The organism is Bacillus sp. PPSBB_2 (assembly GCF_045291115.1).
Classification (GTDB): Bacteria; Bacillota; Bacilli; order Bacillales; family Bacillaceae_G; genus Bacillus_A; species Bacillus_A cereus.
On the sequence record NZ_CP147983.1, the window covers coordinates 3,917,781 to 3,936,331 of the forward strand.

An 18,551-nucleotide genomic window follows, 5' to 3' on the forward strand; every position below is an offset into this window, starting at 1 on the left:
CTTTTCTTATGCATTCATTCAAAACAATCATGCTATCCATATCTATTTTCTTCTAAACCTCTCTTATTCCTCAAGTTCAACATCCACTTGGATTTCGATATTCATTGGAATTTCTTGTGTTATACGAATCACATTTTGACTCATTCCTTTTTGAATAAGCTTTCTAACCTGCTCTTTTGCATCTTCTTTTGTTTTAAATTCACTGACAGTTGGTAACCCTGCTAAACTGCTAGTAATTACTAAAATCTTTCTTTGCATGTTCTTTCCTCCTACTGAATGTCTGCCATATTTATTTGTGAGTTTTTAACTGTAATTTCTTCATTTAAAACAGTTGGAATTGAATATTCTTCATTAATCATTTGTATTGCTCTATCCAAATGATAACGTTTAATAGCTTTATAACTATTCACACCAAATTCCCGATGTAACTGACTATAAATATCTCTATATAACTTCCTTCTAAGACCGATATCCTGATAAGAATTTGAATTTTTACCTCCCAATAACATAACACCTAACCTTTTTACAGCCCTTGTTATCTCTTCACACTCGATAGCATAAAGCGGCGTATTTTCTCGCAAACCCTTCACCTCAGACTTTATCTCTTGTATCTCCTGAGTATGTCCTTCTAACGCAGCAAATGTTAACTTTAAAACCCCCATTGGATCCTTTGGCACATTTTGTTGATTTTGTATATATTGCTTCATTCGTTTGAACTCTTTCATAAATTTGATTTTCATTCCAACCGCTTCTCTACTGGTATATCCCATAACAAGTAACGTGAATGCTTCTTCTGTTAAATCATATTTAGGGATTCGCCTATTCTTTGAATTAAAATAAGTGGACTCGTGAAAATTTTCTCCTCCAAACTCTTCACCTACATATACAATTTGTTTTCGAACTTCCTTCAAAACGTCGAAGTGATTTTTTTTGAATATCTTCGCAATTATCAAACTATCCGTTACTACTTTGCCATTAACTTCAAATACTAATGAACTATGTACTGATGAGTCAATTAATTGCCCCATCCTCATCTCCTCCTCACTACTAATTTTGGACTATCTTTATTGCATTGAGATAATTTCGCACTACGCATAATTCTTTACTTTCTTTTTACAAATTAACTAGTTATCGGAATTTAAATTAAATACTTTGATATGACCCCTCTTATTAAATCATCATTCAATAATTCGATTATAGGGTTACATTTTAAGTAAATTTCCTCCGATTTCAATTCGCTTCATTTTCTTCAAATTCAAAAAGATATTCCAAACTATGTTCTGGAAAAAAAGTTTTCTTAATTTCAAAAGCTTCATCATAATAAAAACGAAATTTACCATTTATTTTGTCGCTCACTGTTGCGTGGCGAAGTTTCAGATGCGAAGAAATTTGTGTAATCATAATTCTTTTTCTCGCCATCTCTGCACGCAAATTCGGATACATTGACTCACCACCTGTTTTTTTGTACGATATTGCGTTCATTTCCATTTAAATATAAACTCAGTTTCGTATTTAGTCAACAAAAAAACGTATTTAAATACTCAATTTCGTATATTTTTCTATTTACTAACAATTTTAGTTAGGTTATGATATATACAGAAATACGCAATATCGTATACATTTTAATAAGAAAGATGGTGAAAGTAATGAAAAAAGCAGAGGTTGTAACACGCTTAATAAAAGAAGCTGGCTATAGCAAAAGAGCCTTCGCCGAAAAAATAGGTCTCCCCCCCACAACACTGCAATCCATGTTATCAAGAGGGATTGGTAAAGCGTCTGTTGATAATGTCATAAAAGTTTGTAAGGGATTAGGAATTACTACTGATGATTTAGAAAGACTCGCAACTCAAGAGGACAATACTGTTAAAGAAGAAGTTTCTATTTATGAAACCATCCAAAACGATCAATCAAACATTCTTCATATTCCTATCATTGGTTCTGTAGCAGCTGGTACACCAATATTCGCTGAAGAAAATATCGAAGGCTATTTACCCATGCTGAGTACATTTTTAAACAAACGTAAAAAGTATTTTTATCTTACTGTAAAAGGCACTAGCATGAATCTCGAATTCCCTGATGGTTCTTATGTTTTAGTAGAGGAAACTCCTTATGTTGAAAACGGACAAATTGCTGTTGTAAAAGTCAATGGTTATGATGCTACCGTGAAAAAGATTTCAAAATCCGGAAGCATCATTACTTTAATACCATTGAGTAATGACCCTATCCACGAACCAAAAACTTACGACCTTTCAGCTGAAGATGTAAAAATAATTGGTCGCGTTGTACAGGCAGTAAAGAATTATTAAGTTATAGCACAAGTGATTTAAAAAAGATAAAATCAATTCTTTTGAAAAGATTTTCTTAGTAACATGATTTAAAATAACCAAAAACAATCCATTATCTAGTAGTTAATATATCCAATAACTTCACTAAAAAAGCCCTGATACCGTAGTATCAAGGCTTTTTCAGTTCATAAATTATATAAAACTTACGTTTATCTGATAATGTTTTTCTATGATATCACTACTTGTTATTAATTATTGGCTTTTATGTGGCTATTTTTCATTTTGCAACCACATAAAATTGTAATAATAGGGAATTAAAAAACCCTTGATACGAGTTGTATCAAGGGTTCAAGCCTCTTAGTATAGAGACATATATTGATCGCGTTCCCATTGGTGAACTTGTGTTCTAAAGATATCCCACTCAATCTCTTTCGCTTCGATGAAGTGCTCAAGTAAGTGTTCTCCTAGTGCACCGCATACTACTTCATTAGATTGTAATGTAACTAATGCTTGCGCTAATGTTGCTGGTAAGTCAACGATACCTGCTTCTTCGCGCTCTTCTTTTGTCATTACATAGATGTTACGATCTACTGCTGCTGGTGGAGTTAATTTGTTTTTAATTCCATCAAGACCTGCAGCTAATAATGTAGCCATTACTAAATATGGGTTTGCAGCTGGGTCAACACTACGCACTTCTACGCGTGTACTAATACCACGAGATGCAGGGATACGTACTAACGGACTACGGTTTTGTGCAGACCATGCTACGTAACAAGGCGCTTCATATCCAGGTACTAGACGTTTATATGAGTTTACAGTTGGGTTTGCTATCGCTGTAAATGCTGGTGCATGTTTTAAAATACCTGCGATGAAGTGACGAGCATCATCACTTAATTGTAAGTCACCGTTTGCATCAAAGAATACATTCTCACCATTTTTAAATAATGATAAGTTACAGTGCATACCTGAACCGTTCACACCGTATAGTGGTTTTGGCATAAACGTTGCGTGTAAACCATGTTTACGAGCAATTGTTTTTACAACAAGTTTGAATGTTTGAATGTCATCACATGAGCGAATTGCATTTGCATATTTAAAGTCAATTTCGTGCTGTCCTGGAGCAACCTCATGGTGAGATGCTTCAATTTCAAATCCCATTTCTTCAAGTTCAAGAACGATATCACGACGACAGTTTTCCCCTAGATCCATCGGCGCAAGGTCGAAGTATCCACCGTTATCGTTTAGTTCTAATGTTGGATTTCCTTTTTCATCAACCTTAAATAGGAAGAATTCTGGCTCTGGTCCAAGATTGAAGTCTGAAAATCCTAAAGCTTCCATTTCTTTTAACACACGTTTTAAGTTGTTACGTGGGTCTCCATCAAATGGAGTGCCATCTGCATTGTAAATATCACAGATTAGTCGAGCTACTTTACCTTTTTCAGCTGTCCAAGGGAAAATTACCCAAGTGTCTAAATCAGGATATAAATACATATCAGACTCTTCAATACGTACGAAACCTTCAATCGAAGATCCATCAAACATCATTTTGTTATCAAGAGCTTTCGTTAATTGTCTCACTGGAATCTCTACGTTTTTAATTACCCCTAAAAGGTCCGTAAATTGTAAACGGATATACTTTACATTCTCTTCTTTCGCCAAACGGAAAATATCTTCTTTTGTGTATCTAGACATTATAAATTCCTCCTTAGTCCCTCTAATCGCCTTCAGAATCAGTTATCTTTAGTGAAAAAATCTTGAAATGTCACCTTGTCGCAATGAAGTTCGATTGAATCTACCTGTATGTTGTAGTTCATCTCGAAGTATTTTGCGAAGCTCAGTTTTTGAAATTTCTTTCGTTTCTTCTTTTACTTTCACTGCTTCTGTTTGATTTTCTTTCATTAGTAACACTTGTTTAATACCAGCCATATTCAGGCCTTGATCTAACAAATCTTTAATTTCTAACAACTTATCTACATCGTTAAATGAAAATAATCTACGATTCCCCTTTGTACGGGTTGGAGAAACAAGATTATGCTCTTCATAGTAGCGAATTTGACGTGCAGACAATTGTGTTAAATCCATAACAATACCAATAGGAAACAGCGGGGCAGAACGTCTATCTTCTTTCATTTTTCAGTTCCTCCTTCGCCTTAACTGCTTCTCATTTTATACCATGTTATGTTTAGTGTCAATAGATGTTAGCTTTTCTTACATGATTTTTTATAATTTTTTTATGAATTTTTTCATTCTTTTTTCTAATCGCATAAATCATTACTTTTATACGAAAAAAGCTGCCAAAATCGACAGCTTCCCATTAAGAAATTATTAATAAATTCTTTTCAATCAATTCGTCAATCGCAGAACAAATCGCAATTTTAACATGCGAATACGTTAAGCCACCTTGCACATACGCAACATACGGTGGTCTAATTGGACCATCAGCAGACAATTCAATACTTGCACCTTGAATAAACGTTCCCGCCGCCATGATTACATCATCTTCATAACCTGGCATATAGTTTGCATACGGAGTAAAATGCGAATTAATTGGAGATGCATATTGAATCGCTTGGCAGAAGGCAATCATACGGTCTTTATCATCAAATTGAACCGATTGAATTAAGTCTGTTCTTGGCGCATTCCACGCTGGTGACGTGTTCATTCCTAACTTTTCTAAAAACGCAGCTGTAAAAATTGCACCTTTCAGCGCTTGTCCTGCAACATGTGGCGCTAAGAAGAACCCTTGATACATTTCTTGCAGACTGTATAAAGACGCTCCAGCTTCCGCACCAATTCCCGGAGACGTTAAACGATATGCACACGCTTCAACATACTGTTCTTTCCCGACAATATAACCACCAGTTTTAACAATTCCGCCGCCCGGGTTTTTAATAAGCGAACCCGCCATTAAATCTGCACCAACATGACATGGCTCTTGCTCTTCAATAAACTCGCCATAACAGTTATCTACAAACACAACAACATCAGGTTTAATTTCTTTAACAAACGCGATCATCTCTTTAATTTGAGAAATAGTAAACGATGGACGAGTAGCATAACCTTTCGAACGCTGAATACCGATCATTTTCGTATTATTATGAATCGCCGCTGCAACAGCCTCAAAATCAACAAGCCCAGCACTAGTTAGCGGAACTGCATTGTAACCGATATTATATTCTTTAAATGAACCTACACCTTTCCCACGTACACCAACAATTTCCTCTAACGTATCATACGGTTTCCCAGTGATATACAATAACTCATCTCCCGGGCGTAAAATACCAAATAACGCTGTAGAGATAGCGTGAGTACCTGAAATAATTTGCGGACGAACAAGTCCAGCTTCCGCCCCAAATACATCAGCATACACTTTTTCTAACGTATCACGGCCAATATCATCATAACCATAACCTGTTGTCGGGATAAAATGCGAGTCACTAATTTTATGTTTCCGAAAACTTTCTAATACACGAAACTGATTGCTTTCAATCACTTCATCCGCACGTTTATGTACTTCTGTAATCTGACTCTCTACTTCTTTTACAATTGGAGCAATTTTTTCTCCATTTTTCAAACGATCAAACATTTTTATTTTCTCCTTCTTCCACTAAAAATCTCTTTAATTGCACATTAAGCGATGAATGAGTAAAAATATACCCTGCACAATCATATACAAATTTATCTTCTAGAAACTCCATCTTTGCTAATAGAGTTTCCGTCTTTAAAAGCGTTAACAACTTACCTTCACTCGGAGGGATTTCCACTCGATAACAATCCATTTCTTTCTTCATCTTCGTTTCTATCGCTTCTTTTATACGCAATAAATCACTTTCTTCAAAAGCACTAGTCATTAAGAAATCACTTTTCGGAAACGGAATAAAGTTTTGATGTAATTCATCTTTTTTATTATATAACGTAATAATAGGAATATGGTTAATTTCAAGTTCTGATAATAATCGTTTTACTGTTTTTTCATGCCCTATGTAGTTAGGATCCGCGGAATCAACTACATGTAAAATGACATCTGCTTCCCCCGCTTCTTCCAGTGTCGAACGAAAAGCAGCGATTAATGAAGTGGGTAAATCTTGTATAAAACCAACAGTATCAGTTAGTAATACTGTATAACCAGAAGGTAACGGCATCTTCCTCGTCGTTGGGTCTAATGTTGCAAACAGAAGGTTTTCTTCAAACGTATCAGCTTCCGTTAATCTATTAAACAGTGTCGATTTCCCTGCATTTGTATACCCTATTAACGAAACTTGAAATACTTTATTATCTTTTCTTCTCTCACGATATCTTTTTCGATGTTCCACAACAACTGCAAGTTGTTTCTTTATTTCATCAATACGGGATCGAATATGACGACGATCCGTCTCTAATTTCGTCTCACCTGGTCCTCTCGTTCCAATACCACCACCAAGACGCGATAAGGACAATCCTTGCCCCATAAGACGCGGCATTGTATATTGCAACTGAGCTAATTCTACTTGAAGCTTACCTTCCCTCGACTTCGCACGTTGCGCAAAAATATCCAGTATTAGTTGCGTTCGATCAATTACTCTCGCATTTAATACTGAGGATAAATTCCGAATTTGACTCGGCGTTAATTCATTATTAAATACAATAACATCCGGCTCTAATTCTTCAGTTAACATTGTAAGCTCTTCTAATTTCCCTTTACCTATGTAAGTTGCCGGATGAAACTTTGGTCGTTTTTGCGTTGTTGACACTAACAATTCTGCTCGTGCAGTCTTCGCTAGTGATGCAAGCTCTTTCATGGAATGCATAAATTTTTCATCATCATCTTGTGGCAATTGACAGCCTACTAATATGACTTTTTCTTTTTCTTCCATCAAATATGTTCACTCATCCTTTTCGAAATTTAAACCTTCTAATATAATAGCAGAGGAAGCACATTTCATCTAGTTAGCGGGGGAGAAAATTCATGGCATGGGAGATTTTTAGCATCATAGGCACAATCGCTTTCGCACTAAGCGGAGCCATTGTTGCAATGGAAGAGGATTATGATATTTTCGGGGTGTATATTTTAGGAATGGCAACCGCATTTGGGGGAGGTGCCCTTCGTAATTTATTAATCGGTTATCCGATTGTCGCGTTTTGGCAACAAGACATGTTATTCCAAATCGCACTTTTATCAATGACTATTATTTTTCTTTTTCCAAATAAGTTAATTAGACATTGGAAAAAGTAGGAAAATATCACTGACGCTATCGGCTTATCAGCATTTGCTGTACAAGGAGCATTATATGCCCAAAAATTAAATTTACCAATTAGCGCCACAATTGTAGCAGCTGTTTTAACTGGTATTGGCGGCGGTATCATTCGCGATCTTTTAGCCCGCAGGAAACCTCTCGTTCTTCGAGCTGAAGTATATGCCTTTTGGACAATTTTAGCAGGTTTTTTAATTGGCGCTCAAATTATTGTTAGCGATTGGGCTCTTTACATTTTATTCATTTTAATTGTTTGCTTCCGCATGGTTTCTATTCATTACAAATGGCATTTACCACACAGACGTATCGAAACGAAAGAACGTTCAATCCATAAATAGCAATCTAACCTCTTTACATATCGTAAAGAGGTTTTTCTTTTCTAACGATTTTTTCTTTATATAATGTTTATACTAATTTTTAAAGTGAGGTGAATACAAATGACAAACCACGTTAATAAAGGAGCTCAAAAAAGCTCAGTAAATCAATTTGGACACGATCCTAATTCAGCACACGAAAAGAGCGCTAAAATGGAACACTTCCATAAAGTACACCAAGAAAAAGAAAAAAAAGAGTAAACGAACTTATACACAAAAATCGACGCACAGTTTATGTACTGTGCGTCTCCTCTTCGAGCATCAAATCCATACTCGATATTCCAATTAAATCATTTTTATCATAGGCATCTTCTTGCAACAACCGCATCGCCTGTGTACGAATTGATTTTTCAACAATATTCCGTACATACCGCCCATTACTAAACGATGTAATTTGCGACGAATACTTTACAGCATGTAAATGATCCCTAAATTTCCATTCAGCCTCTTTCGATAACTGATATTCACGATCTTCATACATTCTTTTCCCAATTTCCAACAACTGATTTACCGAGTAATCCGCAAATTCAATAATAAATGGAAAACGAGATTGCAGCCCTGGATTTAATGAAAGAAAGTGATTCATCTCTCTTGAATATCCAGCTAAAATCAATACAAAACCATGTTGTTTATCTTCCATATGTTTTACAAGCGTATCAATTGCTTCTTTTCCAAAGTCCTTCTCTCCTCCTCGAGCTAAAGAATACGCCTCATCAATAAACAAAATACCTCCCATTGCTTTTTTTATTAAGTCTCTTGTTTTTTGAGCTGTATGGCCGATGTACTCTCCTACAAGATCAGCACGTTCAGCTTCAACCAAGTGGCCTTTCGATAGAATATTCATCTCAAACAGCAATTTCCCTATCATTCTAGCAACAGTTGTCTTCCCTGTACCTGGATTCCCTTTAAACAGCATATGAAGTACTTGCTTCTCTGACTTCAATCCCTTCTCTTGTCTTTTTTTATTCACATAAATCCAAGCATATATTTCTTTTATTATCTTTTTTATATCATCCATCCCAACAAGCTTCCCCATCTCTTCTTCAATTCTCTGCAGCATTTCATGTTTAATTGCAGTTTCATTTGAAATTACCGTTTTATTTTCTGCGGCTGGCAAAGAAATTTTCTTTCGATGGTTTAACACAATATTAATTTGATTGTTGTTTTTCTTTCGCATCGATTGTTCCATACAATCACCTCATTTTATCCACTCACCAAATATTATTATTCCTGTCCCCCTTGTAAATGCCTATTTTCAGAAAAGTTTGCTATAATATAAGAAATAATTAAGGTGGTGGGACTATGGAGACAACGGAATTCCATGATACAATACAAGCCTTTTCTATTTTTTTATTGAATAAAGGCCGAAAACCCTCAACTATTAAACGTTATGTTTATGACGTTGAAGACTTCGGACATTGGTTAGAAAAAAACAAAAAGCTCCCTTCCAGTAATATATGGGCTACACTTTGTACAAAAGACTACGAAGATTACTTTTCCGATTTAAAAACGAATCGACATTACTCAGAAAAAACGATGCATCGTGTATTTATTGTACTAAATAGAATGCATCATTTTCTAAACATTCCTAATCCATTGAAAAATATGGAGATATCTATTCAACCAGACCGTACACTTCGTAACGAAGATTTCATTTCACCTGATGAAGAAAAAAGGTTAAAGTATATAGTCACTTCATTAGAAGGACTTTCAGAAAAACAACTTCCTGTGCGCCCCTTATTAATGGATCGCAATATTGCTATTTTAAATCTATTGATTGACTACGGTTTATCCTTACAGGAACTTACAGCATTAACAATGCATCACGTTCACTTTGAAACTAACACATTATCAATCCCAGCAACCGCAGGTGTAGAAAGAACAATTACATTAGCAAAAGAAGACAAAAAACAACTATATAATTATTACAAAAGCATCCCGGAACCAGTTCGTCCTAAATACCATAGTGATGATCCATTATTTGTCGCATTCGATTTTAACCGTGGAACATACAGGTGGGTATATGAAAATGATGCACCAAAGGCATTAACGGAAATTGCTATACAAAAAATGATTCGCCTCGAAGTGGCTAGAGCCAATTTACGTAAAGGAATTTCAGGACAACATTTTCGTAACACCTATATTTTAAACTTAATAAAAAAAGAAACTCCTGAATCAGAAATTATAAAACTCGCTGGATTCAAATCAAAAATTTCATTAAAGCGATATTATCAATACGCAGAAAATAGAAAAAACGCCTTATTGTAAGGCGTTTTTTCTATTTTTTCTTTAAACAAACGATTTTACTATGACCATTTAACTAATTTCTGCATCTACTATGATGAGTTTCGTTCACATTTTCGTGAGAAAGGAGAGATTTAATGTCTCGTTATAACGACAATCAAAACAAATTCTCCAAACCATGCTTTCCAAGTAGCGCCGGACGAATCCCAAATACTCCATCAATCCCAATTACTAAAGCTCAACTTAGAACATTTCGTGCGATTATTATTGATTTAACAAAAATAATCCCAACACTTTTCGCAAATCCATCTCCCCAAAATATTGAAGATCTAATCGATACATTGAACCTACTGAGTAAATTTATTTGTTCACTAGACGCTACTTCCTCCCTGAAAGCACAAGGGTTAGCTATCATTAAAAACTTAATAACTATATTAAGAAATCCAACCTTTGTAGCAAGCGCTGTATTTATTGAGCTTCAAAATCTCATTAACTATTTACTATACATTACAAAATTATTCCGAATTGACCCTTGCACACTTCAAGAGCTCCTTAAATTAATAGCAGCATTACAAACTGCTCTAGTTAATTCCGCTTCGTTTATTCAAGGACCTACCGGACCTACTGGACCAGCAGGCGCTACTGGTGCTACCGGTGCCACTGGACCTCGAGGTAACACGGGCGCTACCGGCGCTACTGGACCTCAAGGTAACACAGGTGCTACTGGTGCTACCGGCGCCACTGGGCCTCGAGGTAACACGGGCGCTACCGGCGCTACTGGACCTCAAGGTAACACGGGTGCTACTGGTGCTACCGGCGCCACTGGGCCTCGAGGTAACACGGGCGCTACTGGTGCTACCGGACCTCAAGGTAACACGGGTGCTACTGGTGCTACCGGCGCCACTGGGCCTCGAGGTAACACGGGCGCTACCGGCGCTACTGGACCTCAGGGTAACACGGGTGCTACCGGTGCCACTGGGCCTCGAGGTAACACAGGTGCTACTGGTGCTACTGGTGCTACCGGACCTCAAGGTAACACGGGTGCTACCGGTGCCACTGGGCCTCGAGGTAACACGGGCGCTACCGGCGCTACTGGACCTCAAGGTGTTCAAGGTAACACGGGCGCTACTGGTGCTACTGGACCTCAAGGTGCTCAAGGTAACACGGGTGCTACCGGTGCCACTGGCGCTACTGGTATAGGAGTTACCGGACCTACTGGACCTCAGGGACCTCAAGGTAACACGGGCGCTACTGGACCTCAGGGTGTTCAAGGTAACACGGGTGCTACTGGTGCCACTGGACCTCAAGGTGTTCAAGGTAACACGGGTGCTACTGGTGCTACCGGTGCTACTGGACCTCAAGGCGTTCAAGGTAACACGGGTGCTACTGGTGCTACCGGTGCTACTGGACCTCAAGGTGTTCAAGGTAACACGGGTGCTACTGGACCTCAAGGTGTTCAAGGTAACACGGGTGCTACTGGTGCCACTGGACCTCAAGGCGTTCAAGGTAACACGGGTGCTACCGGACCTCAAGGCATTCAAGGACCAACGGGTGCTACCGGCGCTACTGGCATAGGAGTTACTGGACCTACTGGACCTTCTGGTGGACCTACCGGACCTACTGGGCCAACTGGACCTAGCTTCCCTATAGCAACAATTGTTGTAACAAACAATATCCAGCAAACAGTACTGCAATTTAATAACTTTATTTTTAGTACTGCAATTAACGTAAACAATATTATCTTCAACGGCACAGATACAGTTACTGTTATTAACGGTGGTATTTATGTAATTAGCGTATCCATTTCTACAACTGCGCCAGGATGCGCTCCACTCGGAGTAGGCATTTCAATTAATGGAGCAGTCGCAACTGATAATTTCTCTTCAAATTTAATAGGCGACTCACTTTCATTTACTACAATCGAAACATTAGCAGCTGGTGCAAGAATTTCTGTCCAATCTACTCTTAATGAGATTACAATCCCTGCGACAGGAAATACTAATATCCGCCTTACTGTATTTAGAATCGCTTAAATTTCATCATATATTGTTTATGACAAATAAAAAAAGAGCGAGGAAACTGAACTGCACCCCAATTGTTAGACACAGTCTAACAATTGGGGTGCAGTTTTTCTATGGCTAAATTTACAGCTGATGAAAAAATACAAATCGTTCTACGTTATTTGAACGGAAATGAAAGTTATCGAGAAATGGGTAGATCGCTCGGTATAAGTGACACAATCATTTTGAATTGGGTAAACCAATATAAACAGAATGGTCTGGAAGCTTTTCTAAAACGATGTACAAATTACACACAACAATTTAAACTAGACGTACTAAACTTTATGATTGAAAACGGTATGTCCTTATTTGAGACGGCAGCTATCTTTAATATTCCTGCCCCTTCAACGATTTCTGTTTGGAAAAAACAGCTCGAAACACAAGGAATTGATGCCCTTCAATCTAAGAAAAAGGGGCGTCCATCCATGAAAAAAGATTCAAATAAACAAGTAAAACAACCTTTAGCTGAAGGATCAGTCGAAGCACTTGAAGCACGCATTAAACAGCTTGAGATGGAAAATGAGTACTTAAAAAAGTTAAATGCCTTAGTTCAAAACAAGGAAAAATCACAAAACAAGACAAAGCGCAAGTAGTCTATGAATTAAGGCATAAATATTCGGTGAAGGCACTCGTGGAGCTAGCTACTATTCCTCGAAGCACGTATTATGATTTAGTAAAGAAAATGAATCGTCCAGATGTAGATGCCGATTTGAAAGCCGAGATTAAAGCGATTTATGAGGAAAATGAAGGTCGTTATGGTTATCGTCGCATTCGTGATGAATTAACGAATCGTGGCCAGAAAGTGAACCACAAGAAGGTTCAGCGCATTATGAAAGAGCTTGGGTTAAAGTGTGTTGTGCGTATGAAGAAATATAAATCCTATAAAGGAAAAGTCGGTAGAATTGCACCTAATATTTTAGAGCGTAATTTTCATACAGATGCACCGAATCAAAAGTGGGTAACAGACATCACAGAGTTTAAATTGTTTGGAGAAAAACTGTATGTATCACCTGTATTAGATTTGTATAATGGTGAAATTATTACCTATACAATTGGTTCTAGACCGACGTATTCGCTTGTTTCAGACATGTTAGAGAAAGCATTGGAACGTTTACCTGAAACCCACCAGCTACTGATGCATTCGGATCAAGGATGGCATTATCAAATGAGACAGTACGTCCGGACACTTGAATCAAGAGCTATCGTCCAGAGTATGTCTCGAAAAGGCAACTGTTACGACAACGCAGTAATAGAAAATTTCTTTGGGATTATGAAGTCGGAGTTCCTCTACATAAAAGAATTTGAAAATGTAGAGCACTTTAAAATAGAATTAGAAAAATATATAGATTATTATAATACGAAACGGATTAAGGCAAAATTAAAAATGAGCCCGGTACAATACCGGACTCACTTTTATCAAGCTGCCTAATGAAATAACCGTGTCTAACTTTTAGGGGTCACTTCAAAACTCGCTCTTTTTTGTTATGTACAATAATTCATTACTATTCTAATTCAATTGAAACATTTTTTTGTGGTACAAATGTAGAAATTGCATGTTTATAAATAAGCTGCTGCTTACCTTCTGTTTCCAGCAGGACTGTAAAATTATCAAATCCTTTAATTAATCCACGAAGCTGGAAACCATTTAATAAGTACAGCGTAACAAACGTATTTTCTTTACGGAGTTGATTTAAAAACTGATCTTGAATATTGATTGATTGCTTCATGTCGAATCCTCCTCTTTTTCTCTACTTACTATTATTCGACTTTACTTGTAACTTTCCTTCTATGTATCGTAAAATTTCTGACGTTTTTTCACCGTCTGTAACATCAAACCACGTGACATCCATTTTATTACGGAACCACGTTAATTGACGTTTTGCATAACGACGCGAATTCGTCTTTAATTGTGACACCGCATCTTCTAAAGAGGCTCGATTCTCAAAATAATCATAGATTTCTTTATATCCAATCGCTTGAATAGATTGACAATCTCGTATCCCTCTATTATACAGCCCTTCTACTTCCTCTAATAGGCCTTGTTCCATCATCAAATCCACTCGTAAGTTAATGCGATCGTATAGCATTTCTCGATCCATTGTCAAGCCAATTAATGAAACATCATAGAGTAACTCTTTTTCTTGTTTCTCAATTTGGTCACTCATTTTTTCACCCGTCATGTGGAAAATTTCTAACGCCCGAATGACACGTCGTGCATTATTTGCATGAATACGCTCCGCACTTTCTGGATCTACTTCTTGCAATTTTTTATGTACATATTCCACACCGCGTTCTAAAGCTAACTTTTCCATTTGCTCTCGGTATATCACATCACCAGCATCATCTGTAAACTGATAATCGAATAAAACAGATTGTATATAAAGACCGGTCCCACCAACTATAATTGGTAATTTACCACGTTCTGTAATTTCTCGAATATGCTTGCGAACACGTTCTTGAAATTCCGCGACAGAAAATGAATCTTCCGGATTTTTTATATCGATCATATAATGTGGAATTCCGTCCATCTCTGCTTTTGTTACCTTTGCAGTTCCAATATCCATCGTTCGATAGATCTGCATGGAATCACCACTAATAATTTCACCGTTCAACGCTTTGGCAAGATCGATACTTAACTTCGTCTTTCCAACAGCAGTTGGTCCAATGATGACAGCAACTTTTTCACGTTGCACTTCTCCCATATCATTCAACTCTCTTTATGTAATATACTCCATCTATTGATTATACCCAATCTTACCAATTTTAACGGCATGATTGCAAGTTCTTTCATTTCGGTACATGAAATTACACAGAAAAAAGAACATAGTTTGTCCAATTCTGCATATACATGATAAAAATAGTTTCGAGAGGATGAGTTAACTATGAAACAATCCACCATCAATTTTTCATCTTTGACAAAAGACCTCATTTTAGCCACTTCTACAAAAGAACAAAATTGTTCACAAGAGGAATTATACTTCGCCCTAAATTGTTTACTACGGGCTTTTCATTCTACTCTCCATGAAACAACATTACATCCAGAAAATAAAAATACAGAATATATACAAACGCAATTTTGCAGTGCATATAAAATTATCACAGGTAAAACTATTTATCCATTTCAATAATCCATAAAAAGCGGCTGCTTACATAGTTTCAAGCAACCGCTTTTTATATTAATATCGATAACCTATTGTATAACTTTCACTTTTACAGATTTGCGCCCCCAGCTATTAGCACTACCATCTGAACCGACTAATACATCAATACGATTTCCTTTAATCGCACCACCGGTGTCTCCAGCAATCGCTTCTCCATATCCTTCTACCCATACTTTTGATCCAAGCGGAATTACTTTCGGATCAACAGCAATTACTTTCATATTTGGATTTGCTGTTAAATCATGCCCCATTGCAGTTAATACACGACCACCATACGAACCATTCTCACTCGGATCTGCTGTATATGCCGTCGCTTCTACTGTAATTTCACGACCACCAGTAGGCGCACTTGTTTCAGTAGATTTTGCAACTGGTTTTGCAGCCGGTTTTTCTTTTACCACAGGTTTACTTGATTCTACATTCTTAATAGAATCGTTACTCTTAACAGACTCTTTATTCTTAACTACTGTATTATTTTTAACTGGCGTATTTGTTCTAGCTGGCGCTTCTTCTTGAGCTACAACCTCTTTCTTTTCGATTACAGGTGCTGTTCCTGTTAAAAATGGCACGTGAACATATCCAACTTTTCCATTGTAGTCGAATTGTAACCATTCATTTTGAACTTGATTCGTCGTTTCAATCACATCATTTTTATTAAGTTTACCTAAAATTTCAGAATCAGTATTCGCTCCAGCACGAACATTTAATACGCCCGCCGTTACATAATATGTGCTCTTTGTAAAATCGGCACTTACAAACGCTTCCTTACCGTTCAACTTAATTTTTGTCCATCCATTTTCTGTATTTATAACATCTAGTGTATTCCCACTGAACACTTTACCTACAAGCTTTGACTCTACATTTGGGTTTTCTCTAACATTTAATACGTCTGTTGTTACAATTGTTTCCGCTTTAGCAGAACCCGCAAAAATCCCAAGACCAAAAACTGCTGCTGTTGCTATACCTAATAATTTTTTCATGAATAGCCTCCATTTGCTTTGTTTTCGTATTTTCATTATAGCAACAGATTTTTAGAATTTTTAGAAATCACACAATTACAAAGCATTCGTAATATACGATTAACGAGTTGTAACATAAATTTCCATATTAATAAAATGTATTCCTCATACAATCTCCAGTGGTTTTCATATATTTTTCATATACGAGCACAAGAACTTTTTTCCAGAAAAAATTACAGTGTTACTTTTTTGTTACAAAAAATTCACAATTCGTTACATCTTTTACCAAAAAACATCAATATTCAATTGTTAACCTATTTTTTTGTAATAAAAAGAGAGCAGCTACTAAAAACTGCTCTCTTTTTATTTGTTATTGAACTTTCTTTTTCCAAACACCTAGCATAACAGCCGAAACAATTGTTCCAATTAATATAGAGAAAATATATAGTAACGGTTTATTTACTAATGCTATTACAAATAATCCACCATGCGGTGCCGGTAATGTAATTTGGAATAACATAGATAACGCACCTGCAATACTTGAACCAACAACACAACTTACGATTACTCGAACCGGATCTGCAGCAGCAAACGGAATCGCACCTTCTGTAATGAACGATGCTCCCATAATATAATTGGTTAAACCAGATTTACGTTCCGCTTCTGTAAACTTTGATTTAAAGAATGTAGTTGCGAATGCAATCGCAAGTGGCGGTACCATCCCACCAGCCATAACTGCTGAGTGCACTCCAAAATTCTGTGCTTCTATTGCAGCAATACCAAACGTAAATGCCGCTTTATTAATTGGCCCCCCCATATCAATTGCCATCATACCACCTAAAATAAGACCTAGTAATATAGCATTCGTACCGTTTAAACCATTTAACCACCCTGTCAACATTTCATTTAATGCTACTACAGGCGGAATTACTACTTTTTGCATTACAACTCCTGTAATCAATAATCCAAAGACTGGATATAACAATACAGGTTTAATTCCTTCTAATTGTACTGGTAGTCCTGAAAATAATCTTTTCAACCCTAAAACAACATATCCAGCTAAGAAACCAGCAATTAACCCACCTAAAAATCCAGCATTCGCATTCGCCGCTAAAAATCCACCTACAACACCAGGCATAAAACCAGGACGATCAGCAATAGAACTTGCAATAAATCCAGCTAAAATTGGTACAAGGAATAAAAACGCACCTGTTTTTCCTCCACCAATTGACATGAACAATTCAGCTAAAGGACCTTCCGCCTTTATACCACCAAACGAAAACGCTAGCGCTATTAAAATCCCGCCGCCAACAACGAATGGAAGCATATTACTTACACCGCTCATTAAATGCTTATAAATTCCTAATCCTTTTTCTCCCTCAATACTTTCTGATTTCCCGTCCTCTTTTACACCTTTAAAGATTGGTGCATCTTGTTTGACAGCTCGCTTAAGCAGATTTTCCGTTTTTCGAATCCCATCAGCAACTGGCACTTGAATGACATGTTTACCAGCAAAACGATTCATTTCTACTTGTTTATCCGCCGCAACAATAATAGCTGTTGCACGTTCAATATCCTCTTTCGTTAAACCGTTTTTAATACCTGTTGATCCGTTTGTTTCAACTTTAATTGCTATTCCTAACTCTGTCGCTTTTGCTTTTAAGCTATCCGCTGCCATATATGTGTGAGCGATTCCAGTTGGACAAGCTGTAACAGCAAGTACGTACGGTTCATTTCCTTCTGGTTTTGCGACTTCAGTCTCTTCTTCTTTTTCATTCTCTTTTTCATCAAATAGTTGAAGAAGCTCACTTTCATCCTTTGCTTCTAATAGTTGCTTGCGAAATCCTTCATCCATTAATAATGTCGATAAACGAGACAACGTTTCTAAATGAGTATTATTCGCTCCTTCACTTGCAGCAATCATAAAGAATAAGTGTGCTGGCTGTCCGTCAAGCGACTCATAATTGATACCGCTTACACTTCTACCAAAACAAATCGATGGTTGTTTAACAGCCTTTGTCTTCGCATGAGGTATTGCAATACCTTCCCCTATTCCAGTCGTACTTTGGGACTCCCGCTTTAAAATAGCTTCTTTAAATTCCGTTTTACTATTTAAACGATTTGCCCCGTTTAATTTCTCAACTAATTCATCTATGACAGCTTCTTTATTTGAAGCTGTCAAATCCATAATGACTGTATCCCTTTTTAATAGTTCTGTAATTTTCATATGTTGCTTC

General features: G+C 36.9%; 18 protein-coding genes and 1 pseudogene. 7 read left to right on the forward strand and 12 right to left on the reverse strand.

Annotated features, from left to right (window positions below; genetic code table 11):
• Positions 1 to 63 precede the first annotated feature (63 nt).
• The 3 genes from V6946_RS19535 to V6946_RS19545 all read right to left on the reverse strand — a co-directional run bounded on the left by V6946_RS19535 (position 64) and on the right by V6946_RS19545 (position 1,443).
• Positions 64 to 258 carry a hypothetical protein gene (locus V6946_RS19535; RefSeq protein ID WP_001189065.1) on the reverse strand — a complete coding sequence of 65 codons (195 nt, stop codon included), beginning with the start codon at positions 256 to 258 and terminating at the stop codon, positions 64 to 66.
• An 11-nt stretch (positions 259 to 269) separates the two neighbouring features.
• Positions 270 to 1,028, reverse strand: a complete 759-nt coding sequence (locus V6946_RS19540; protein ID WP_006920058.1) for a phage regulatory protein — start codon at positions 1,026 to 1,028, stop codon at positions 270 to 272.
• 202 nt (positions 1,029 to 1,230) lie between these two features.
• Positions 1,231 to 1,443 (reverse strand): hypothetical protein, encoded by a 213-nt coding sequence (locus V6946_RS19545; RefSeq protein WP_000283431.1) that lies wholly within the window; start codon positions 1,441 to 1,443, stop codon positions 1,231 to 1,233.
• Between the two features lie 203 nt (positions 1,444 to 1,646).
• Here V6946_RS19545 and V6946_RS19550 point away from each other — a divergent pair, with 203 nt between their 5' ends.
• Positions 1,647 to 2,306, forward strand: a complete 660-nt coding sequence (locus V6946_RS19550; RefSeq protein ID WP_033692152.1) for a LexA family transcriptional regulator — start codon at positions 1,647 to 1,649, stop codon at positions 2,304 to 2,306.
• A 336-nt stretch (positions 2,307 to 2,642) separates the two neighbouring features.
• Here V6946_RS19550 and glnA read toward each other — a convergent pair whose 3' ends face one another.
• The 4 genes from glnA to hflX form a co-directional block, all read right to left on the reverse strand.
• On the reverse strand, positions 2,643 to 3,977 hold the full coding sequence (glnA, locus tag V6946_RS19555) for a type I glutamate--ammonia ligase (RefSeq protein WP_000092763.1): 1,335 nt from the start codon (positions 3,975 to 3,977) through the stop codon (positions 2,643 to 2,645).
• A 48-nt stretch (positions 3,978 to 4,025) separates the two neighbouring features.
• Positions 4,026 to 4,415, reverse strand: coding sequence for a transcriptional repressor GlnR (glnR, locus tag V6946_RS19560; protein WP_000656783.1), 390 nt, complete (start codon positions 4,413 to 4,415; stop codon positions 4,026 to 4,028).
• A 184-nt stretch (positions 4,416 to 4,599) separates the two neighbouring features.
• Complete coding sequence (locus V6946_RS19565; protein ID WP_000460304.1) at positions 4,600 to 5,871, reverse strand: aminotransferase class I/II-fold pyridoxal phosphate-dependent enzyme; 1,272 nt, start codon at positions 5,869 to 5,871, stop codon at positions 4,600 to 4,602.
• Positions 5,864 to 7,138, reverse strand: coding sequence for a GTPase HflX (gene hflX, locus V6946_RS19570; protein ID WP_000391407.1), 1,275 nt, complete (start codon positions 7,136 to 7,138; stop codon positions 5,864 to 5,866). Before hflX ends, V6946_RS19565 begins: the two co-directional genes overlap by 8 nt.
• Positions 7,139 to 7,230: 92 nt before the next feature.
• Here hflX and V6946_RS19575 point away from each other — a divergent pair.
• Together V6946_RS19575 and V6946_RS19580 are read left to right on the forward strand one after the other, a co-directional pair.
• A pseudogene (locus tag V6946_RS19575) lies at positions 7,231 to 7,854 on the forward strand (trimeric intracellular cation channel family protein).
• Positions 7,855 to 7,953: 99 nt separating this feature from the next.
• On the forward strand, positions 7,954 to 8,091 hold the full coding sequence (locus tag V6946_RS19580) for a hypothetical protein (protein ID WP_000181503.1): 138 nt from the start codon (positions 7,954 to 7,956) through the stop codon (positions 8,089 to 8,091).
• Positions 8,092 to 8,122: 31 nt separating this feature from the next.
• Here the strand turns inward: V6946_RS19580 and spoVK are convergent, their stop codons facing one another.
• Complete coding sequence (spoVK, locus tag V6946_RS19585) at positions 8,123 to 9,079, reverse strand: stage V sporulation protein K (RefSeq protein WP_000438174.1); 957 nt, start codon at positions 9,077 to 9,079, stop codon at positions 8,123 to 8,125.
• A 113-nt stretch (positions 9,080 to 9,192) separates the two neighbouring features.
• Between spoVK and V6946_RS19590 the strand changes: the two genes are divergently transcribed.
• The 3 genes from V6946_RS19590 to V6946_RS19600 all read left to right on the forward strand — a co-directional run bounded on the left by V6946_RS19590 (position 9,193) and on the right by V6946_RS19600 (position 13,623).
• A complete protein-coding gene (locus tag V6946_RS19590) occupies positions 9,193 to 10,158 on the forward strand; it encodes a site-specific integrase (protein WP_000450326.1) in 966 nt (321 codons plus the stop codon).
• A gap of 113 nt (positions 10,159 to 10,271) precedes the next feature.
• Positions 10,272 to 12,167 carry a Gly-Xaa-Xaa repeat protein gene (locus V6946_RS19595; protein ID WP_406622099.1) on the forward strand — a complete coding sequence of 632 codons (1,896 nt, stop codon included), beginning with the start codon at positions 10,272 to 10,274 and terminating at the stop codon, positions 12,165 to 12,167.
• Between the two features lie 101 nt (positions 12,168 to 12,268).
• Positions 12,269 to 13,623, forward strand: a protein-coding gene (locus V6946_RS19600; protein ID WP_085961003.1) for an IS3 family transposase whose coding sequence is annotated in 2 segments (ribosomal slippage) — positions 12,269 to 12,722 and positions 12,722 to 13,623 — 1,356 coding nt in all. Because the reading frame shifts where the segments join, the coding sequence is not laid out codon by codon here.
• A gap of 73 nt (positions 13,624 to 13,696) precedes the next feature.
• Here V6946_RS19600 and hfq read toward each other — a convergent pair.
• Entirely contained in the window at positions 13,697 to 13,921 is a 225-nt protein-coding gene (gene hfq, locus V6946_RS19605; RefSeq protein WP_000813896.1) for an RNA chaperone Hfq, read from the reverse strand.
• A gap of 21 nt (positions 13,922 to 13,942) precedes the next feature.
• The gene (gene miaA, locus V6946_RS19610) at positions 13,943 to 14,896 is read right to left on the reverse strand and encodes a tRNA (adenosine(37)-N6)-dimethylallyltransferase MiaA (protein ID WP_006922262.1); all 954 of its coding nucleotides are present in this window, start codon (positions 14,894 to 14,896) and stop codon (positions 13,943 to 13,945) included.
• Positions 14,897 to 15,076: 180 nt separating this feature from the next.
• On the opposite strand from miaA, the gene V6946_RS19615 reads away from it, so the two are divergent.
• Positions 15,077 to 15,322, forward strand: a complete 246-nt coding sequence (locus tag V6946_RS19615; RefSeq protein ID WP_000814429.1) for a hypothetical protein — start codon at positions 15,077 to 15,079, stop codon at positions 15,320 to 15,322.
• 62 nt (positions 15,323 to 15,384) lie between these two features.
• Here V6946_RS19615 and entD read toward each other — a convergent pair whose 3' ends face one another.
• Together entD and V6946_RS19625 are read right to left on the reverse strand one after the other, a co-directional pair.
• On the reverse strand, positions 15,385 to 16,335 hold the full coding sequence (entD, locus tag V6946_RS19620; protein WP_000734610.1) for a cell wall-binding protein EntD: 951 nt from the start codon (positions 16,333 to 16,335) through the stop codon (positions 15,385 to 15,387).
• Between the two features lie 349 nt (positions 16,336 to 16,684).
• Positions 16,685 to 18,541, reverse strand: a complete 1,857-nt coding sequence (locus tag V6946_RS19625; protein ID WP_006922259.1) for a PTS fructose transporter subunit IIABC — start codon at positions 18,539 to 18,541, stop codon at positions 16,685 to 16,687.
• Positions 18,542 to 18,551 lie beyond the last annotated feature (10 nt).

Coding starts and splice junctions, on each gene's coding strand:
- V6946_RS19535 (WP_001189065.1), bottom strand. CDS start 258: ATGCAAAGAAAGATTTTAGTAATTACTAGCAGTTTAGCAGGGTTACCA.
- V6946_RS19540 (WP_006920058.1), bottom strand. CDS start 1,028: ATGGGGCAATTAATTGACTCATCAGTACATAGTTCATTAGTATTTGAA.
- V6946_RS19545 (WP_000283431.1), bottom strand. CDS start 1,443: ATGTATCCGAATTTGCGTGCAGAGATGGCGAGAAAAAGAATTATGATT.
- V6946_RS19550 (WP_033692152.1), top strand. CDS start 1,647: ATGAAAAAAGCAGAGGTTGTAACACGCTTAATAAAAGAAGCTGGCTAT.
- glnA (WP_000092763.1), bottom strand. CDS start 3,977: ATGTCTAGATACACAAAAGAAGATATTTTCCGTTTGGCGAAAGAAGAG.
- glnR (WP_000656783.1), bottom strand. CDS start 4,415: ATGAAAGAAGATAGACGTTCTGCCCCGCTGTTTCCTATTGGTATTGTT.
- V6946_RS19565 (WP_000460304.1), bottom strand. CDS start 5,871: ATGTTTGATCGTTTGAAAAATGGAGAAAAAATTGCTCCAATTGTAAAA.
- hflX (WP_000391407.1), bottom strand. CDS start 7,138: ATGGAAGAAAAAGAAAAAGTCATATTAGTAGGCTGTCAATTGCCACAA.
- V6946_RS19580 (WP_000181503.1), top strand. CDS start 7,954: ATGACAAACCACGTTAATAAAGGAGCTCAAAAAAGCTCAGTAAATCAA.
- spoVK (WP_000438174.1), bottom strand. CDS start 9,079: ATGGAACAATCGATGCGAAAGAAAAACAACAATCAAATTAATATTGTG.
- V6946_RS19590 (WP_000450326.1), top strand. CDS start 9,193: ATGGAGACAACGGAATTCCATGATACAATACAAGCCTTTTCTATTTTT.
- V6946_RS19595 (WP_406622099.1), top strand. CDS start 10,272: ATGTCTCGTTATAACGACAATCAAAACAAATTCTCCAAACCATGCTTT.
- hfq (WP_000813896.1), bottom strand. CDS start 13,921: ATGAAGCAATCAATCAATATTCAAGATCAGTTTTTAAATCAACTCCGT.
- miaA (WP_006922262.1), bottom strand. CDS start 14,896: ATGGGAGAAGTGCAACGTGAAAAAGTTGCTGTCATCATTGGACCAACT.
- V6946_RS19615 (WP_000814429.1), top strand. CDS start 15,077: ATGAAACAATCCACCATCAATTTTTCATCTTTGACAAAAGACCTCATT.
- entD (WP_000734610.1), bottom strand. CDS start 16,335: ATGAAAAAATTATTAGGTATAGCAACAGCAGCAGTTTTTGGTCTTGGG.
- V6946_RS19625 (WP_006922259.1), bottom strand. CDS start 18,541: ATGAAAATTACAGAACTATTAAAAAGGGATACAGTCATTATGGATTTG.